This window comes from Paraburkholderia bryophila, assembly GCF_003269035.1.
Classification (GTDB): Bacteria; Pseudomonadota; Gammaproteobacteria; order Burkholderiales; family Burkholderiaceae; genus Paraburkholderia; species Paraburkholderia bryophila.
The window spans coordinates 86212-103662 of the sequence record NZ_QLTK01000014.1; the positions used below are offsets into that span (position 1 = coordinate 86212).

At 64.8% G+C, this 17451-nt stretch carries 15 protein-coding genes and 1 pseudogene; 8 read left to right on the forward strand and 8 right to left on the reverse strand.

What is annotated here, in order from left to right; all coding sequences use genetic code 11:
* Nucleotides 1-65: 65 nt before the first annotated feature.
* From BX591_RS20495 to BX591_RS20510, 4 genes are all read right to left on the reverse strand, one after another.
* Nucleotides 66-869, reverse strand: a complete 804-nt coding sequence (locus BX591_RS20495) for a GNAT family N-acetyltransferase (protein ID WP_111933206.1) — start codon at nucleotides 867-869, stop codon at nucleotides 66-68.
* Nucleotides 870-1044: 175 nt separating this feature from the next.
* On the reverse strand, nucleotides 1045-1518 hold the full coding sequence (locus tag BX591_RS20500; RefSeq protein WP_111933143.1) for a DUF2269 family protein: 474 nt from the start codon (nucleotides 1516-1518) through the stop codon (nucleotides 1045-1047).
* On the reverse strand, nucleotides 1515-2771 hold the full coding sequence (locus tag BX591_RS20505) for an SDR family oxidoreductase (RefSeq protein ID WP_111933144.1): 1257 nt from the start codon (nucleotides 2769-2771) through the stop codon (nucleotides 1515-1517). The genes BX591_RS20500 and BX591_RS20505 overlap by 4 nt, the downstream gene beginning before the upstream one ends.
* 146 nt (nucleotides 2772-2917) lie before the next feature.
* On the reverse strand, nucleotides 2918-3448 hold the full coding sequence (locus BX591_RS20510) for a GbsR/MarR family transcriptional regulator (RefSeq protein ID WP_105506175.1): 531 nt from the start codon (nucleotides 3446-3448) through the stop codon (nucleotides 2918-2920).
* 131 nt (nucleotides 3449-3579) lie between these two features.
* On the opposite strand from BX591_RS20510, the gene BX591_RS20515 reads away from it, so the two are divergent.
* The 3 genes and pseudogenes from BX591_RS20515 to BX591_RS20525 all read left to right on the forward strand — a co-directional run bounded on the left by BX591_RS20515 (nucleotide 3580) and on the right by BX591_RS20525 (nucleotide 7240).
* Nucleotides 3580-3999, forward strand: a complete 420-nt coding sequence (locus BX591_RS20515; protein WP_111933145.1) for a thiol-disulfide oxidoreductase DCC family protein — start codon at nucleotides 3580-3582, stop codon at nucleotides 3997-3999.
* Between the two features lie 181 nt (nucleotides 4000-4180).
* Nucleotides 4181-5353 carry a sigma-54-dependent Fis family transcriptional regulator gene (locus BX591_RS20520; RefSeq protein WP_111933146.1) on the forward strand — a complete coding sequence of 391 codons (1173 nt, stop codon included), beginning with the start codon at nucleotides 4181-4183 and terminating at the stop codon, nucleotides 5351-5353.
* A gap of 85 nt (nucleotides 5354-5438) precedes the next feature.
* A pseudogene (locus tag BX591_RS20525) lies at nucleotides 5439-7240 on the forward strand (NAD(P)/FAD-dependent oxidoreductase).
* Between the two features lie 62 nt (nucleotides 7241-7302).
* On the opposite strand, the gene BX591_RS20530 reads toward BX591_RS20525, so the two are convergent.
* Together BX591_RS20530 and BX591_RS20535 are read right to left on the reverse strand one after the other, a co-directional pair.
* Nucleotides 7303-8670, reverse strand: a complete 1368-nt coding sequence (locus tag BX591_RS20530) for a sensor histidine kinase (protein WP_111933147.1) — start codon at nucleotides 8668-8670, stop codon at nucleotides 7303-7305.
* Entirely contained in the window at nucleotides 8667-9389 is a 723-nt protein-coding gene (locus tag BX591_RS20535; protein ID WP_111933148.1) for a response regulator, read from the reverse strand. Before BX591_RS20535 ends, BX591_RS20530 begins: the two co-directional genes overlap by 4 nt.
* 154 nt (nucleotides 9390-9543) lie before the next feature.
* Between BX591_RS20535 and BX591_RS20540 the strand changes: the two genes are divergently transcribed.
* The 3 genes from BX591_RS20540 to BX591_RS20550 all read left to right on the forward strand — a co-directional run bounded on the left by BX591_RS20540 (nucleotide 9544) and on the right by BX591_RS20550 (nucleotide 11665).
* Entirely contained in the window at nucleotides 9544-10392 is an 849-nt protein-coding gene (locus tag BX591_RS20540) for a MipA/OmpV family protein (protein ID WP_111933149.1), read from the forward strand.
* Between the two features lie 206 nt (nucleotides 10393-10598).
* Complete coding sequence (locus tag BX591_RS20545; protein WP_146749801.1) at nucleotides 10599-10829, forward strand: hypothetical protein; 231 nt, start codon at nucleotides 10599-10601, stop codon at nucleotides 10827-10829.
* A gap of 116 nt (nucleotides 10830-10945) precedes the next feature.
* On the forward strand, nucleotides 10946-11665 hold the full coding sequence (locus BX591_RS20550; protein WP_111933151.1) for a DsbA family protein: 720 nt from the start codon (nucleotides 10946-10948) through the stop codon (nucleotides 11663-11665).
* Nucleotides 11666-11734: 69 nt separating this feature from the next.
* Here BX591_RS20550 and BX591_RS20555 read toward each other — a convergent pair whose 3' ends face one another.
* The gene (locus tag BX591_RS20555; protein WP_111933152.1) at nucleotides 11735-12106 is read right to left on the reverse strand and encodes a VOC family protein; all 372 of its coding nucleotides are present in this window, start codon (nucleotides 12104-12106) and stop codon (nucleotides 11735-11737) included.
* Nucleotides 12107-12328: 222 nt separating this feature from the next.
* On the reverse strand, nucleotides 12329-13315 hold the full coding sequence (locus BX591_RS20560) for a LysR family transcriptional regulator (RefSeq protein WP_111933153.1): 987 nt from the start codon (nucleotides 13313-13315) through the stop codon (nucleotides 12329-12331).
* A gap of 260 nt (nucleotides 13316-13575) precedes the next feature.
* On the opposite strand from BX591_RS20560, the gene BX591_RS20565 reads away from it, so the two are divergent.
* Both BX591_RS20565 and BX591_RS20570 read left to right on the forward strand, forming a co-directional pair.
* Entirely contained in the window at nucleotides 13576-16122 is a 2547-nt protein-coding gene (locus BX591_RS20565; RefSeq protein WP_111933154.1) for an ATP-binding protein, read from the forward strand.
* Nucleotides 16123-16352: 230 nt separating this feature from the next.
* Nucleotides 16353-17408, forward strand: a complete 1056-nt coding sequence (locus tag BX591_RS20570; protein ID WP_111933155.1) for an alpha/beta hydrolase — start codon at nucleotides 16353-16355, stop codon at nucleotides 17406-17408.
* Nucleotides 17409-17451: the final 43 nt, after the last annotated feature.

A 17451-nucleotide genomic window follows, 5' to 3' on the forward strand; every position in this document is an offset into this window, starting at 1 on the left:
TGGGATTTGGCCGTGGCGCGGCGCCAGGCCTGGCGCCCGGAACGTTCGTGCCGGGCGCAGGAGGTTCACGCCGGCGCGGGCTCCTGGCACACGCTGCCAAGCCGGCCGTGCTGCGCGAAGCCGAGCGATGCGTAGATTTTTCCGGCGTGATAGTTCTCGTCCGCAACCATCACCAGGCGATCGGCCGAACCGGCCGTCGCGCGGATCACCGCGCTGACCAGCGTTTTGCAGATCCTTTGGTTGCGATGCTGCTTGCTGGTAATGACCGCCTGAAAGCGTCCAATACGGCCGAAAAAGAACAGCCCGAGACTGCCCACCTGCTCGCCGTCGATAAACGCCCCCCACCACGCGCCGAAGCCACGGTCAATGAGGCTTTTATGTGCGATCTGCTGATGCGCCATATAGCGCTGCGAAGTGGGGTTGGCCGGGTCCGGCATATCCGCGAGTTGCATGGCGGCCCAGTCGTCCCAGTCATGCTGCGAGTGGAATGCGCGGACTTCGAGGTTCGCGTGGGCCGCAGCCGGACGGATTTGATCGGGCGTGGCGCTCAGTACGCGGCACAAGGTGGCGTCGTAACCGCGCTCCACAAACGCGTTGAGATTCACGGTGCCCGCATCCTTTTCGGACCACGTAAACGTGCGATGCGCGATCGACGGCGGGACGCCGACGAGCCGCGCGAAGTCGTCCTCCAGCCGGTTGATATCGGCTGCCGAAGGCCGGTCGCGCAACACCAGCATATTGCCGAAAAAGTAGTCGGGCGCCTGCGGCGTGCGAACCACCAGGTAGCGATCCGTCGATTCCACGCTGCCGATTTCGGCATGCAGCAGGAGATCGGTGGCGAGTCCAAGGTTTTCGGGCAGAACGGGCATGAGGTCGATCGTCTCGGTGGGGACGGCAACGATGCGCGGGCAACGGTCGCCTTTCTCATGGTGTCGATGCATTTGCATCGATTGGAGGCACGCGGGCCGAGCCGCAAAGCGCGATGCCGCGATCGTCGGCGATTTCGCCGGTAGCGTCGATGGCTCGGCGCGAGGGGCCAGGCGCTCAGAGCGCGGGCTTGAACACCATCAGCCAGTAGACCGCCACCATCGCCACGAACGCGGGATAGCCCAGCCATTCCCAGTAGCGCGCATAGCGCCAGTACTGCTCGGGCAAGGCAGCCACGCCGCTCGTGTCCGCGCCGGCGGCGATCTTTGCCATCTCCAGTTGAAGCCAGACTACCGGCAGCCAGCAGACGCCGGCTACCAGGTACAGGCCGCCGGCCGTGACGATCCACGGTGTGCTCCACGGCCAGCCGGCCGTGTGCGCGAGCCACATGCCCGATAGCGGCTGAAACACGACGGCCGGCGTGGTGAACCAGAGGTCGGCCCGCACCACCAGCCGCGACACGGTCGCGATGGCCGGGACGCAACGCGTGCGGTTCGTAAAGAACAGATAGAACGCCGTACCGAAGCCGGTGCCCACCAACAGCACCGACGACATGATGTGCAAGGTCTTGATCGCGAGATAAAGGTTCATGGTTGTGGTTCTTCGCTAAACAGAACGAGCAGGAGTGCGAGGATCGGCAGGTTCTTCAGCAACGGGCCGAACGGATGCCAGAGAAATTCGGGCATGGCGACCGCAATCGCCAGCGAGTACGCGGCGATCAGTCCGCCCTGCATCGCCCAGAGCCGCCGGCCCGGCCGGACCAGCGTGGCCACGCCGAAAGCCAGATCCAACGCCGACGCGAGATAGAGCGCGGCGATGGCGACGGCGCCATGCAGGTGCACGTGGGCGAGCAGAGCAAGACTGGCCGCGCGCGGGTAGATGAACGCGCTGCACAGCGCCGTCCAGATCCAGGTGACGGCCAGCGCGCCACGCAACACCGCCGGGCGCCACGCGGCTAGCGCTTCGAGGCGCACCGGTAGCGCGTCGGCGGGGCGGATGAAGGTTTCGATACCGGCGGGCTGGCGGCCCAACACCCTCGCGGTCGTCGCGACCGGCGCGGTGCTGCCCGATTGCAACATGCGCCACGTGTCGCGAGTGAGCATGGAGTGCGGCACGCGATCGAGCAGCGCCGCGCTCAAGCCGACCGCCGCGGCGGGAATACCCAGGCTTCGGGCCGGCGGCAGTCCCATCGACGCACGATACGTCGCCAGCATCTGCCGATACTCGAGTTGCGTGCCACCGACGAGATCGAGCACCGGTTGGTCTGTCCTGCTACCGTCGACCAGACGCACGACGACCTCGGCAAGTTCGTCGAGGTGAATCGGTCGCAACACCTGGTGACCGCCCGCCGGCAGCGGATGGATCGGCAAGCTCGCGACGCTGCGAAAAAAGCGCGCCGACGCACCGCGCGGCCCGTACACCAGTGCCGGCCGCAGCACATGATGCGCGACGGGCAACGACAGCAGATAGGTGTCGGCGGCGCGCTTGCTGGTGAAGTAGGCCGTCTCGCCGTCGTGCGCGCCGAGCGCTGAAACCTGCACGATGTGCCGGACGCCGGCGTTGAACGCCGCCTCGAACAGTGCGACCGGCGCGCGCCGATGGATCCGCTCGAAGGTCTGATCGCCACGTTCGAGCAGAATGCCGACCGCGTTGATCACCACGTCGATATCGCGCAGCCTTGGCAGCCAGACTGCGGGGTCGAGATCGGCGGTGTAGTCGATCGCGACTTCGTCGTCGTGCCTGGCGTGCCGCACGCCTTTGCGCACCCGATGCCCGCCGCTCGCAAGCGCGTCGCACAGCGCACAGCCGATGAAACCTTCTGCGCCGCAAACGAGGATGTTCATGCTGCGTGCTGGGACGGACGGGCGAGCGGACAGGCAAGCGGACGTCAGGGGCTGTTCCATTTTCATTCTCTTAATTACTGTTATTTCTGTATTAACAGAAATAACAGGTCAAAAAAACGGACGATCCGATCGTCCGCGCCTTCGTGCTAGCTCTTCGTCCGTCTCATCGTTCGACTGAGTTTCGCGCCCATGCCGAGGGTTTTCATCAGCGTTTCGGGTTTCATGCGCAGCATCTCGTCGGACCAGGTGGTCAAGGTTTCGAGAAACTGCAGCGTGTCGCGAATCCGTTGCTCGGTGTCGCGGCTTTCCTGCGCCATTTCCGGGCTGTCGAGACTGTCTTTCAGCACCGTGAGCGTCGGATCGATCTCGCGCTGCCGGCGCCCCTCGACGATCAGCTTGAACAGTTCCCAGATATCCGTGGAGGTCTCGAAGTGATCGCGCCGGTCGCCCATGACGTGTACCACTTTCGCGAGGCGCCACGACTGGAGTTCCTTCAGACTCGTACTGACATTGGAGCGGGCGACGCCCAGCGTGTCCGCGATCTCGTCTGCCGCGATAGGGCGGCCCAGCAGATACAGCAGCGCGTGGATTTGCGCGACCGTGCGGTTGACGCCCCAGCGCGAGCCCATTTCGCCCCAGTGGAGAATGAATCGTTCAGCAATCGGTGTGAGTTCCATGTCCGGGACTCTATTTCCTTCGGTTATTTCTGTCAAGACAGAAATATAGCTTGACGGACAAGCCGTACCGATCTAATTTCTGTTCTAACAGAAACAACGGAATAGCCGGAATCGGCGGAAGGAGATCCATCATGACGCATCCTGAACTCACGCTTTACATCGACGGTAACTGTCCGCTTTGCGTTGCCGAGTGGAACCGGCTGCGGCAATGGGATCGGCATGCCTGGCTGGGCTTCGTCGATATCGCGCAACCGGGCTTCGATCCCGCGCCGCTCGGCGTCGAGCTGGCGGACCTGAACCGTCAGTTGCACGGGTGGACCGCGGGCGGTGAATGTGTCGTGGGAATCGATAGTTTCATTGCCGCCTACACGCTGGTCGGACGCGGCTGGATGGTCGCGCCGCTGCGGATCACGGTGATGCGTCCGGCTTTCAAGGCGCTGTATCGCGGGTTTGCCCGCAATCGCATGCACATCTCGAGATGGCTCGGTGTGCGCGCCGTTGCCGAGTGCGCGGACGGGACCTGCGCCGTCAAGACCGACCCCTTCCGCTGAACCGCCGTCGCCCCTGAGAAAAAATTCTCACCAACGCCGATGGTGCACTGCGGTGTGATCTCCTGAAGCGCGCGTGCTAAAAATCGTCCCATACGTTTCAGCTTTGGAGACGATGCGGCGCCTCAGGTGGCGCACAATGCCTCCAGCACCCGACAAGCGCTGAATTCGCCGGAGACTCGCGATGCCGTACGTTCCGTCAACCCGACACATCGACCGCGTGTGCAACGTCATCGAGGGGCGCACGGTGCGTCCAGGCGTGGACGGTGCGCGGCTCGCGTCCTCGTACCGGCGTTCGCTCGAACACTATCACCTCGATCCGGGCGCGACCGTCGGACCGCGCGTACTCACCGTGCCCGAATTGCGCGACGTCCAGCATCGCGAGGAATCGTTTCTGCGCGCGTCCGGGCAGTGTTTGTCGCGGCTTCATGAAATGGTGCGCGAAGCCGATTACTGCGTGATGCTGACCGACGCACAGGGCGTGACGATCGACTACCGCGTGGACCGCGAACGCCGTCACGATTTCAAGCGCGCGGGCCTGTACCTCGGTTCGTGCTGGTCGGAAAGCGAGGAGGGCACCTGTGGCGTGGCCAGCGTGCTGCTCGACGCCGAGCCGATCACCGTGCATCGCATGGATCATTTTCGTGCCGCGTTCACCACGCTGACCTGCAGCGCCTCGCCGATCTTCGGCTTGCATGGCGAACTGCTCGGCGTGCTCGACGCCTCCGCCGTGCGTTCCCCCGACGAACGCGAGAGCCAGCGGCTCGTCAATCACATCGTGCGGCAGAGCGCGTTGCTGATCGAGGACGCGTATTTTCTCAACGCCGCGACCGACTGCTGGGTGCTGCTCGCGCACCGCAATCGCCACTACGTGGAAGCGCAGCCGGAAATCCTGATTGCCGTCGACGCCTGCGGCAATGCGATCGCCGCGAACCGGCGCGCGCGCGAATGCGTACCCGCGCTCAATCAATTGCCGCGTCATGTGACGGCCTTGTTCGATATTCCGGCTGAACGCCTGTTCGAGGCCAAGGCCGCGCGCGGTCTCGTCTCGCTCAGACTGAACGATAGCGGTTCGCCGCTGTATGCGCGGGTGCGTGCGCCGTTGCTCGCGCGCACGGCAAGACGGCCGGCCCACATGCCGCGCGATCTCGCGGCGGCGCGGGTTGCTTCAAAGGCCACGGCGCAGACCACGCCGCCCCTGTCCGACGACGATGCGCTCGAACGCAGCCGCATCGTCGCCGCGATGAGCGACGCGAAATGGCGCACCGAACTCGCCGCGCAGGCGCTGGGTATTTCGCGCGCGACCTTGTACCGGCGCATTGCGCGGCTGGACATCAAACCGCCGCACAAGTGTTAGCCGCGCGGCACCGATTTCTTTAGCGGGCGTAGAACCCGCGTTTCCCATCGAAGTTCGATTATCCGTTCTGTATGGAGGAGCAACCATGCCTGAAAATAACGTCACACCTGCGATATCCGGCGTGCTGGAGACGCTGGAAAGCGCGCTGAAACGCGGCGACGTCGCGGCCGCCGTCGAGCTGTTCCAGTCCGATTGCTACTGGCGCGATCTGGTCGCGTTCACGTGGAATATCAAAACCCTCGAAGGCCGCGAGCCGATCGCGGAAATGTTGAGCGCACAACTAGGCGCGATCAAGCCGTCGAATTTCAAGCTCGCGGAGCCTGAACCTGCTACCGACGCGAACCGTGTGACGCAAGGCTGGATCACGTTCGAAACCGAGGTGGCGCGCGGTAGCGGCTTCATTCGTTTGAAGGACGGCCGCATCTGGACCCTGCTGACCACCATGGCCGAACTCAAGGGTTACGAAGAGCCGAAGGGCGCGAAGCGGCCGATGGGCGCCGAACACGGTGCGCGTCAGAACCGCACGAGCTGGAAGGAAAATCGCGAAGCCGAACTCGACGCGCTGGGCACCTCCACGCAACCGTATTGCCTGATCGTCGGCGGCGGCCAGGGTGGTATCGGGCTCGGCGCGCGGCTGCGGCAACTCGGCGTGCCGACCATCATCGTCGATAAAAACGAGCGGCCCGGCGATGCCTGGCGTAAGCGCTACAAAACGCTCTGCCTGCACGATCCGGTCTGGTACGACCATATGCCCTACCTGCCGTTTCCGGACAACTGGCCGGTCTTCACGCCGAAAGACAAGATCGGCGACTGGCTCGAAATGTATACGAAAGTGATGGAACTGAACTACTGGGGCGGCACGACCTGCAAGTCCGCGGTGTACGACGAAGCCAAGGGCGTATGGACCGTGGAAGTCGAGCGCGGCGACCGCACGATCGTATTGCACCCGAAGCAGCTGGTACTCGCCACCGGGATGTCGGGCAAGCCGAATCTGCCGAAATTCAAGGGCATGGACGTGTTCAAGGGCGAGCAGCATCACTCGTCGCAGCATCCGGGGCCGGACAACTATCGCGGCAAGAAGGTCGTGGTGATCGGCGCGAACAATTCGTCGCACGATATTTGCGCCGCGCTCTGGGAGGCGGGCGTCGATGTGACGATGGTGCAGCGTTCGTCGACCCACATCGTCAAGTCGGATTCGCTGATGGAATTCGCACTCGGCGATCTGTACTCGGAGCGCGCGGTCGCCGCCGGCATGACGACCGCGAAGGCCGATCTGACTTTTGCGTCGATCCCGTACGCGATTCTTCACGAGTTCCAGATTCGGTGTTCAACGCGATCCGCGAGCGCGACGCCGAGTTTTACGCCAGGCTGGAAAAAAGCGGCTTCCTGCTCGATTTCGGCGACGACGATTCCGGACTATTCATGAAGTATCTGCGGCGCGGTTCGGGCTATTACATCGACGTCGGCGCGTCGCAACTGGTGGCCGACGGCAAGATCAAACTGAATAGCGGCGTGGATGTGGTCGAACTGAAAGAGCATTCGGTGTTGCTGAGCGACGGCACCGAGCTCGAGGCGGATGTGGTGGTGTACGCAACGGGTTACGGCTCGATGAACGGCTGGGCCGCCGACCTGATTTCGCGCGAAGTCGCCGACAAGGTGGGCAAGGTGTGGGGGCTCGGTTCGAACACGACGAAAGACCCAGGCCCGTGGGAGGGCGAGCAGCGCAACATGTGGAAGCCCACGCAGCAGCAGGCGCTATGGTTTCATGGCGGCAACCTGCATCAGTCGCGGCATTACTCGCAGTACCTGTCGTTGCAAATCAAGGCGCGGATGGAGGGGCTTGCGACGCCGGTGTTCGGGCTGCAGAAGGTGCATCACCTGTCGTAGCGCGAGCGGGGCGCGGGGTTGCCGTAGAGGGCTGCCCCGCGTGCTGCGCGGCCGTCGATCGCTCAGGACATGGCGGGCAGCGTCACATTCACTTCCAACCCGCCGCCGTGCCGGTTGCTCAGCGAAATGTCGCCGCCATGCGCCTGAATCACCGCGCGCGCCGATGTCAGCCCCAGCCCCATGCCGCCCGTCGACCGGTTGCGGGACTGTTCGAGGCGATAAAACGGCGCGAACACTTTTTCGAGCGCATACGGTGGAATGCCGGGGCCGTAGTCGATCACCTTCAGGTGGATCTGGGTGGCCGAGCATTTCAGCTCCAGCTCCGCACGGTTGCCGTATTTCAACGCATTGTCGACCAGGTTCGCACACGCGCGCCGGAATGAAAACGGTCGTCCGCTGAAGGCGAAACGCTCGGGGCCGGCGTAGAAAACCGGCTTGCCCTGATCGCTGTAATCGTCGGCGATGGTGCGCAGCAGGCCGGCGAAATCGAACACGGTCGTTTCTTCGTTCTTGTAGTCGTCGCGAAAGAAAGACAGCGCGGAATCCGCCATGGCCTGCAGATCGTCGACATCGCGGAACAAACGCTCGCGTTGATCGTCGTCTTCGATAAATTCGCCGCGCAGCCGGATTTTCGTGAGCGGCGTGCGCAAATCGTGCGACATGGCCGCCAGCATCGCGGTACGGTCTTCGACGAATTTGCGCAACTGCGCCTGCAGTGCGTTGAAGGCCGCGATCGCGGCGCGCAGTTCGCGCGGCCCCGCTTCGCGCACCGGGCCGGAACGCGGATCGCCGCCGAAACGGCGCAGGTCGTCGGCAAAACGCCGTAGCGGCTTGGACAGAAAATACGTGGCCACGACCGAGGCCGCCAGAATGGACAACACCACGAACCCCAGCGCAATCGCGATCTGCGCCGGCCGCGGCAATCCCCACGCGCGACGGGTGGCGGTGAACACGAGCCAACTGCCGTCGTTCAGTCCGGCGGCCAGAAAATAGGCGTGCGGATGGCGGGCGCGATCGTAGTTCGGCAAGCTGCGCGATACGTCGTCGTTCGATTTGAACAGCAAGACGGTGCGCGGGTGGCCATTTGCCGCGAACCACTGGGTGAGCTCCGCGTCGGTGCGGCTCGTGGTGGGCGCCTTTGCGAGCACGTGCGCGGTCGGCGAGCCGGCCGGATACCAGTCGACCGAGGTTGCCGGAATGTGCGACGCGCCGGCCACCGGCTGACGATAGTTTGCCGGCACGGTCTCGACCATCAGGATGATGTCGTTGGCCCGGCCGAGCAGCGCGGTTTCCTCGACCGACGGCCGCGCCCACACGCCCGCGAAGTGATTGAACACCACGCTGAGCAACAGTACGCCGACGATCGCTGAGCCGACCGTGAGCGCGATACGCCAGCCGATGGTATCGGGCGGCCGCAGGCTGATTTTCATCCGCGCCGCACCGTGGGGGTGAACATGTAGCCGCCGCCGCGTACCGTGCGGATGACGGGCGGTTCCTTCTCGTCGAGATCGAGTTTGCGGCGCAGGCGCGCGACCTGCACGTCGATACTGCGGTCGTACACCTCGTGCGCCGCGCCGTGCGCGAGATCGAGCAACTGTTCGCGCGACAGCACGCGCTGCGGGTGCTCCGCGAACGCCAGCAGCAGGTCGAATTCAGTGCTGGACAGGATCATCAGCGTGTTGTCGGCGGAGCGCAGTTCGCGCCGGGCGATATCGAGCCGCCAGCCGGCGAACGACAGCATCGGCCGCGTGCCGGTGCTCGTCACCGCAACATCGGACTGGGTCGTGCGGCGCAAAACGGCCTTCACGCGGGCGAGCAATTCGCGCGCGTCGAACGGTTTCACCAGGTAATCGTCCGCGCCGATCTCGAGGCCGACCACGCGATCCACATGATCGGCCACCGCGGTGAGCATGATCACCGGCACTTTCGAGGTAGCCCGCAAACGCCGGCACAGGCTGAAGCCATCTTCGTCGGGCAGCATGACGTCGAGAATCACCAGGTCGATGGGCCGGCTGTTGAGCATGTCGAAGAGCGTCACGCCGTCGGTCGCGATACTGACCTCGTGGCCATGCCGGCGAAAAAAACCCGTCAATAAGGACCGGATGTCCTCTTCGTCGTCGACCACCAGTACGTGCGGCATATAAGTCATTCCCAAATGCTAAACCTGAACGGCCCACAATCTATGTCAGCCGTGCCCCGGCAATATTTCAGGGCTGACACATTGTATCGGGCTCGACATATCGCGCACATCATGGCGTCGAATCGCCTGAGTACTCTCGCCGCTTCTGATCGGAGGTTACTGAATGGCGAGTTCGTCGAAATCCCCACGTCGTGTTACCGATGTGCCGAAGAAGGCCCGTTGCCGCGATTACCCGGTGCTGCTGGCCGCCACGCTGCTGATGAGTTCCCGCCTCGCGTGGGCGGGCGGCGTGGACAGCGAGGCCGATTCCGGCTTCACCGTATTGAGCAACGCGACCAACGTGACGCATTGGGGCCTGGGCGCCGGCGTGGGCGTGGACGCGTCGCCCTACCGCGGCGATAAAGCGCGCGTGACGCCGATTCCGCTGTTCTACATCGACAATAAGTGGATTAACGCGTACGCCACGCGGCTCGATCTCAAGGTCGGACAATGGAGCGGCGTAACGGTTGCATTGCGGGCCCGCGTGGGGATTCTCGAAGGCTATCGGGCCTCGGATGCGCCGATCCTGAACGGCCTGCCGAATCGCGACGATCTGACCTTCTGGTACGGCCCGGTGGTGGGCTGGCATACGGCCTTCGGCACGCTGACCGGCAGCTATCTGCTGGGCGGCAACAAGGGTCAGCAAGCCAGCCTCGAATTCAAAAAAGCCTTCGAAATGGGGCGCTGGAGCATCGAACCGCATGCGGATGCGACCTGGCTCGCCGGTAAATACGTCGACTACTACTATGGCGTGACCTCGTCGGAAGCACGCGCCGGGCGGCCTGCGTATGACGGCAGTGCGACGGTGAACGCGACCCTCGGTACGCGCGTTGCGTATCAGCTCGCGCCGCGTCAGTCGGTGAGCCTCGATCTGCAGGTCACGCACCTCGGCAGCGGTATCGCCGATAGCCCGCTGGTCGGCCGGCGCTTCATTCCCGCCGCGCGCCTCGGGTATCTGTATCAGTTCCAGTAACGTAAATAAATGCCTGGGTAGGCTTGGGCCTGCGCGGCGTCGCGCGGCTCGGTCTTACCCCAGAACGGAGAAGAACATGCTGTTTGCTACGCGTCACACCCGCGTCGCCCGGCGCCGTGCGTCCTGCGAGGCCACGGAAAGCGACTGCCGTCAGGAACACGATGCCGGCCGCGGCCGGCCGCGGCCGGGCGCGCCGGCAGCGGCCCGTGGGTACGCTATCCGGGTCGAGCAATCTCGACGGATGGAAAACCCAGGGTCGTCCTCACTCGCATGAAGGCGGCGCGGCGTTGGGTCACGAGCCGGTCGACGTCGCGAGCGTGCTGGACGCGGTTCAGCAGATCGTCGAACTGCGTGCGCGGTTGCGGGAAAAACAGTTGGAAATCGACGTGCTGGCCGAAGCACTGGCCTACGCGCGCGGGTTTAGTCCCGACAATTGAGGTGCCGGCGCGGCGTCCTTGCAAAAAACATGCGCACGATAAGCGGCTTTTAGATCGATTCAGGAAATTTACAATGGCGGTATCGTTTCAGAACCCGTTCCTGGAGAATCCATTTGATGGCGACGCTTCACTACATCTACGATCCGCTGTGCGGCTGGTGCTATGGCGCCGCGCCGCTCGTCGAGGCGGCGCGCGCCGTGCCGGGTCTCGCGCTCGCGTTTCACGGCGGCGGCATGCTCGCGGGCTCGCAGCGCCGTCGCGTGACGCCGCAATGGCGCGACTACGTGATGCCGCACGACCGGCGGATTGCCGAGCTGACCGGCCAGCCGTTCGGCGCGGCTTACTTCGACGGCCTGTTGCGCGACGAGCACGCCATGATGGATTCGGAGCCGCCGATTACGGCGGCGTTGGCGGCGCAAGCGGTAGCGGCGCGTGGGCTCGACATGATTCACCGCCAGCAGCGCGCGCATTACGAGGAAGGCAAGCGCATCAGCGACCCCGCCGTGCTGCACGAACTCGCCGTCGAGATCGGCTTGCCGGCGGATGAGTTTCGCGCGGCGTTCGCGCAGCACAGCGGGGCGACGACGCAACAGCATATCGACGCTAGCCGTCGTCTGCTGGACGAGGTGGGCGGCCACGGCTTTCCGACGTTCGCGCTGGAAGACGCGCAGGGTCGCGTCGGTGTCGTCGACATTCGCGCGTATCTCGGCCGGCCGGTCGAATGGGCGCACGAGCTTGCGCGCCTGACCGGCGTGTCCAGCGGGGCGTCGGCGTTCGCTACGGCATCGTCGGCGTCGAGGAGTGGGCCGAGTTGCGATATCAGCGGTTGCGCGTGAGCGAAACCTGATCGCAACGCGAGCGGAATCGACAGGGTTCAGCAGCGAACAGCGCGCCGCGACGCCCGGTCAATCCGCTTGCGAAAGCTGAAACACGTTGCCTTCGGGATCTTCGCCGTCGCACATCAGGTGGGGGAACCCGTCGTAGCGTTTCAGGCCGCGCATCGGCACGCCGGCGCGCGTGAGCGTGTCGTGCAGCTCGATCAGTCCGGACGCGACCGAGAAGACCAGCTTCGCATTCGAATGATTGGGCCTGGCGGACAGCGCGCGATACGGTTCACCGACCCGATGCAGCGCGATCTCGACCGCACCCGCTTGCAGCACGACCCATTCGTGTTCGATTTCCTCGCTGACGGGCAGCGCGAAATGGGTTTGATAGAAGGACTTCAGCAGCGCGACGTCGTGGACATAAAGAATCAATCTCGACAGGTGCAACGGCATGGATCTCTCCGCGGGGCGTGGCGCTTCTAACGTCGATAGCAGCGCTGGGTGAATGGAATCAGCTAGCGATTCGTGACCGGAAAGCCACCGGCGAAGTTTAAATGCCCGGTGGCGATGAGGGCGAGATCCGGTTCGCCCGGCGGTTGCGAAAGCGATCGATGCCGCGACCTCGCAAAAATAGCGGCGCATGCAAGGCCATTGCGTTTCACCCGCCAATCATGATCACGCTGCCCAACGCGCGCCGTGTGCATGGGCCTTGATATGAGCGACAGCGGGCACGTTCGGCGGCATCCTGAGGGGCGACAGCGAACCTGCTTCGTCGTCGCCGAAACTTGCGACCAGACAATCGATCAGCTTGCGCACCCGCAACGGCAGATTGCGCCGCGTTCGATAAACCAGCAGCGTATCGAGCGACGGCGCGCGCCAGTCGTTCAGCACCCGTACGAGTTCGCCGCGCGACTCCGACAGGCGGGCGATCGATTCCGGCAAGACCGCCATGCCGAGGCCATCCAGCGTCGCGGAAATCAGCGCGCTCGGGCAATTGGTGCGAAACGCGCTGCGGGCGCGCAATGCCGAGCGCTCGCCGGTCACGGCGTGAGTCAGTGCTAGCGTGGCATCGTGCGACCCGGCGATCACCGTCATGCAATGCTCGGGTCGCACGTCGTCCGGATGTCGGGGCATGCCGGCGCCGCTCAGGAACGCCGGGCTCGCATACATCCCGAAGCGCGTCGCGGCAAGCTGCCGCGCGACACAGGAAGCCGGCGCGGCGCGCCCGACCACGATGGAGAGATCCGCCAGGTCGCCCAGCGTCTCGCCCTGATGGTCGACCAGCCGCGTATCGACACGGACCTTCGGATGCTCACGCGTGAAATTGGCCAGAATCGGCGCGAGGCGGCTCATGCCGAACAGCGCCGGGACTTCGAGACGCAGATCGCCCGACACGTCGAGCGCGATATCGTTGCTCACGCGAGCCAGATCTTCATAACAGTCGAGCACGCCGGCGGCATGTTCGAGCACGGTATGTCCCACCGGCGTCAGCGTGACCTTGCGCGTGGTCCGGTTGAACAGCTGCACACCGAGCAGCGTTTCGAGATCCTGCACCGCGCGACTGACGGACGGCACGCCCACGTGAGCGGCATCGGCCGCCTTGGTGAAACTGCCGTGATCCGCGACGGCCTTGAATATCTCCAGTGCTTTCAGACGTTCCATGATTTTCTCCGCGTCGATGGACAGGTTGCATGGACTGAATGATCGACGCACGGGCGCTGCAAATCGAGTTACGTGCTGTTAAACGTTGCTATGCGCCGCTATGCAACGCTCGGGCGCGGGTGAGTGCGTCGAATTAACATCGATTAAGTTGGCGTTGAAACCGTAGTACGCGATCATTCGGTATTTTTGGCGTGGTGTGCCGTTTGCGTTCCGACAGCACCGTGCTGCCGTGAATCCCGCTACACAATCAAGGTGGTTTGATGATCTCCCCGTACAGCATCGCGTTCGGTCCGTTCACACTGCATTTCCCGCAGCGCGCGCTGACAAAAAATGGCGAGCCGGTGCGCCTCGGCAGCCGCGCGCTCGATATCCTCGTGGTGCTGGTCGAAAGCGCCGGCACGCTGATGCCGACGCGCGACCTGTGCGCCCGCGTGTGGGCGGACAACGTGGTGGACGAGGGCGCTTTGCGCGTGCATCTGTCCGCGCTTCGCAAGGCGTTGGGCGACGGCGTCGACGGAATTCGCTATATCGTCAATGAAACGGGCCGCGGCTATCGGTTCGCGGTGCCGGTCAGCAAGTCGTCGGCCGGCCCGCTTGCGGCCCCGGCGCCGGGCGGGGCCCGTACGTTGCCGGTGAAGCTGGCGCGGGTGATCGGTCGCGACGAGGTGATCGCGGGGCTGACCGATCAACTGCCCAAACGCCGTTTGCTGACCATCACCGGACCCGGCGGCATGGGTAAGACCACGGTCGCGCTGGCCATCGCGCACCGGTTTGCCGAACAGACCGGCACGCGCGCGCTGTTCGTCAACTTCGCGCCGGTCTCGGACGCCTCGAACGCGGCGAGTACGGTGGCGTCGGCGGTCGGCGTCGCGGTGTCCACCGGCGACCCGGTGCCGGACCTGATCAGAACGCTGGCCGACGCGCCCGTGCTGCTGGTGCTGGACAACTGCGAGCATCTGATCGACGCGGTCGCCGAACTTGCCGAGCAGTTGTTGCAGGCCGCGCCCGGCGTGCATTTGCTGGTGACGAGCCGGGAGCCGCTGCGGTCGGAAGGCGAGTCGGTGCATCGGCTCGCGGCGCTGCCGTCGCCCGACTCGGGTACCGCGCTCAGTACGAATCAGGCGAGCGAGTATCCCGCCATTGCGTTGTTCGTGGACCGCGCCAACGCCGCCAACGATACGTTCGCACTGACCGAAGCCAACGCGACGGCGGTCGGCGATATCTGCCGCCGGCTGGACGGCATTCCACTCGCGATCGAATTCGCGGCGGCGCGCGTCGGCCTGATGGACGTGCATGCCATTGCCGCGCGGCTGGACGACCGTTTCGCGCTGCTGACGCAAGGCCGCCGCACCGCGTTGCCGCGCCAGCAGACGCTGCGCGCGACGCTCGACTGGAGCTATGAACTGCTGCAGCCGCAAGAGCAGCAGGTGCTGCGGCGTTTGTCGGTGATGCGCGCGTCGTTCGACATGAGCGAAGCGGCGGCGGTCGCCCGTTGCGAGGCGCTCGACGAACTCGCGGTGTTCGACGCCACCACCGGTCTGATTGCCAAGTCGCTGATCTCGTGCGACGTGGGCGATTCGCCTTTGCCGTACCGGCTGCTCGACACGACCCGTCACTATGCGCACCTGCGCCTCGTGGAAGCCGGCGAGACCGATGCAGTGCGGCGGCGTCACGCCCAGCATTGCTGTCAGGTGTTTGCCGATCCGGCTGCGGCATGGGAAGGTAAAGCGCCGCGCGAATGGCTCGCGATCCATAGCCGGCGGATCGACGACATTCGCGCGGCGTTCGAATGGGCGTCGCGCGAAGGCGGCGAGCGCCACATCGCGATCACGCTGGTTATCGTCACCGCACCGTTGTGGTTCCACCTGTCGTTGCCGCACGAGTTTCTCGGGCTGGCCGAACACGCGATCGCCGCGGTGGAAGGCAGCGATCTGGCCGGCACGCCCGAGCACGTCGAGTTGCTTGCCGCCTACGGCCACGCGCTGTGGCACACGCGCGGACCGACGCCGGCCATGGCGCAGGCGTTCGAACACGCCTATGAAGCGGCTTGCCGTCTCGCTGATCTGGGCATGGAGATGCGCACGCTGTGGGGCATCTGGGCGCAACGCATTCTCGCGGGCAGCTACGCGGAGAGCTTGCCGCTGGCCGAGCATTTCAGCAGGCTCGCGGCCGGCACGGGAGATCTGTCCGCCGTGCAGACCGCCGATCACATGAAGGCGCTCTCGCATCATTTCCTCGGCGATCAGCGCGAGGCGCGCTCGCTGATCGAAGACGTGATCGCGCGAGACGAAGATCCGATCCGCGCGAATCACGCGAATCATGCGCAGGTGGACGGCCGCATTGCGAGCATGTCGCTGCTGATGCGCATTCTCTGGCTGCAAGGCGACAGGGACCGCGCGCTGGCGCTCGCTCGCGAATGCGCCGCGCTGGCGCTGGAGGTGGATCACGATCTGTCGATCTGCTACGGCCTCTCGATCGGCTCGATTCCGGTTGCGATCTGGGCCAACGACCTTGCGATGGCGCGCGAACTGACCGGCAGGTTGCGCGAGCGGACTCGCCAGCGCGGTTTGTCGTACTGGGATAAATGGGCCGAAAGTTTCGCGGCGCTGGCCAATGCGCGACCCGTGGCGCCGCACGGCGCCACCCTCATGCAACTGGAGGTCTTCGCCAGCGCCGGGTCGCCGTCCTGCGTCAACGCACTGATTGCGGCGGGACGGCTGGATCAGCCTTCGTGGTGTCGCGACCTGCTGGCCGAGCGGCACGACGCCAGCAACGCGGCGGCGGCCACGCCGCGCGAATTCTCCTGAAGCCGGGCGGGACCGGCGCGCTCGCGAAGTCCCCGCCATCCTTGCCAAGGCCCGCCAGGCGGGGCGCTAACGGTTCTTAGCAAAGCTTAACTGACGCCTTTGGCCGGGTCTCCCCGAGAATTGGCAGCAACGGAATGTTCGTGACACGAGCCTGACCACGCCGCTTGCCACGCAGCGCGGTGCCGGCGACGAACGTATCTCTCCTGCTGACTCCATCGGAACCTGGCCTCATGAATCCACTCACCCGCCCTGGCGAACCGCGGCATTGCGCAGCGAACCTGGTGACCCCGTCCTCGGCACACCCGGTTCTCGACGCCGAGACCCAGCAGTTTCTCGACGTGATCGCCGAAGCCGGTCTGCATCCGGATGACCTGCTTCTGAACGACCCGCCGACCATCGACGGGTCCGAGCAAACCGCGACGCCTGCTGACGGCCTCGCTGTCGTCACGGACGATCTGACGCTCGCCGTTGGTCCCACCGGCTCGGTTGCCGTTCGAATCGTTCGTCCGGCTGGCGTTTCGGTGCCCCTGCCGGTCGTGATGTACTTTCATGGCGGCGGCTGGCGCATGGGCGACCGCATCACGCATGGCCGCCTGATCCGCAAGCTCGCGGTGCAAGCCGAAGTCGCGGTCGTGTTCGTCGACTACACGCTGACGCCGCACGCACGGTACCCGGTGCAGAACGAACAGGCCTACGCGGCGTTGACGTACGTCGTGGAGCACGCCGAGGCGCTCGGCGTCGAGCCGTCTGCGATCGCGGTGGCCGGCGACGGCGCGGGCGGCAACATGGCCGCCGCCGTCACGCTGCTGGCGAAGCAGCGGCATGGACCGCGTATCGCGCTTCAGGTGCTGTTGTGCCCGATTCTCTCGGCCGGTGCGCATTCCCGGTCCTACGCGCAATACGCCGACGGCCCCGGTTTGACGGCTAGCGCCGTGCAGGCGTCCATTCACGCGCAATTTCCCGCCGGATGCGTGGCCGACAAACTGGCGATGCCGCTCAATGCCACCACGGACGACCTCGAAGGTCTGCCATCCGCGTTGATCGTCACCGCGGAAAACGACGTGGTGCGGGACGACGCCGAGGCTTACGCACGCAAGCTCATGCGTGCGGGCGTCGAGGTCAGCGCGACACGTTACCTTGGCACGATCCATGACTTTGTCGTATTCGATGGGCTCGCGCATACCTTTCCCACGACAGCGGCGCTCGCTCAAGCTTGCGCTGCCTTGAAGGCCGCGCTGCGCAAATCGGGCCGTCCACGCAGCCAATGCGGCGCACGCAACGCGTAATCCGACCGGACCGCGTACGTCAGGCGTTGCCATTGCGCGGGCC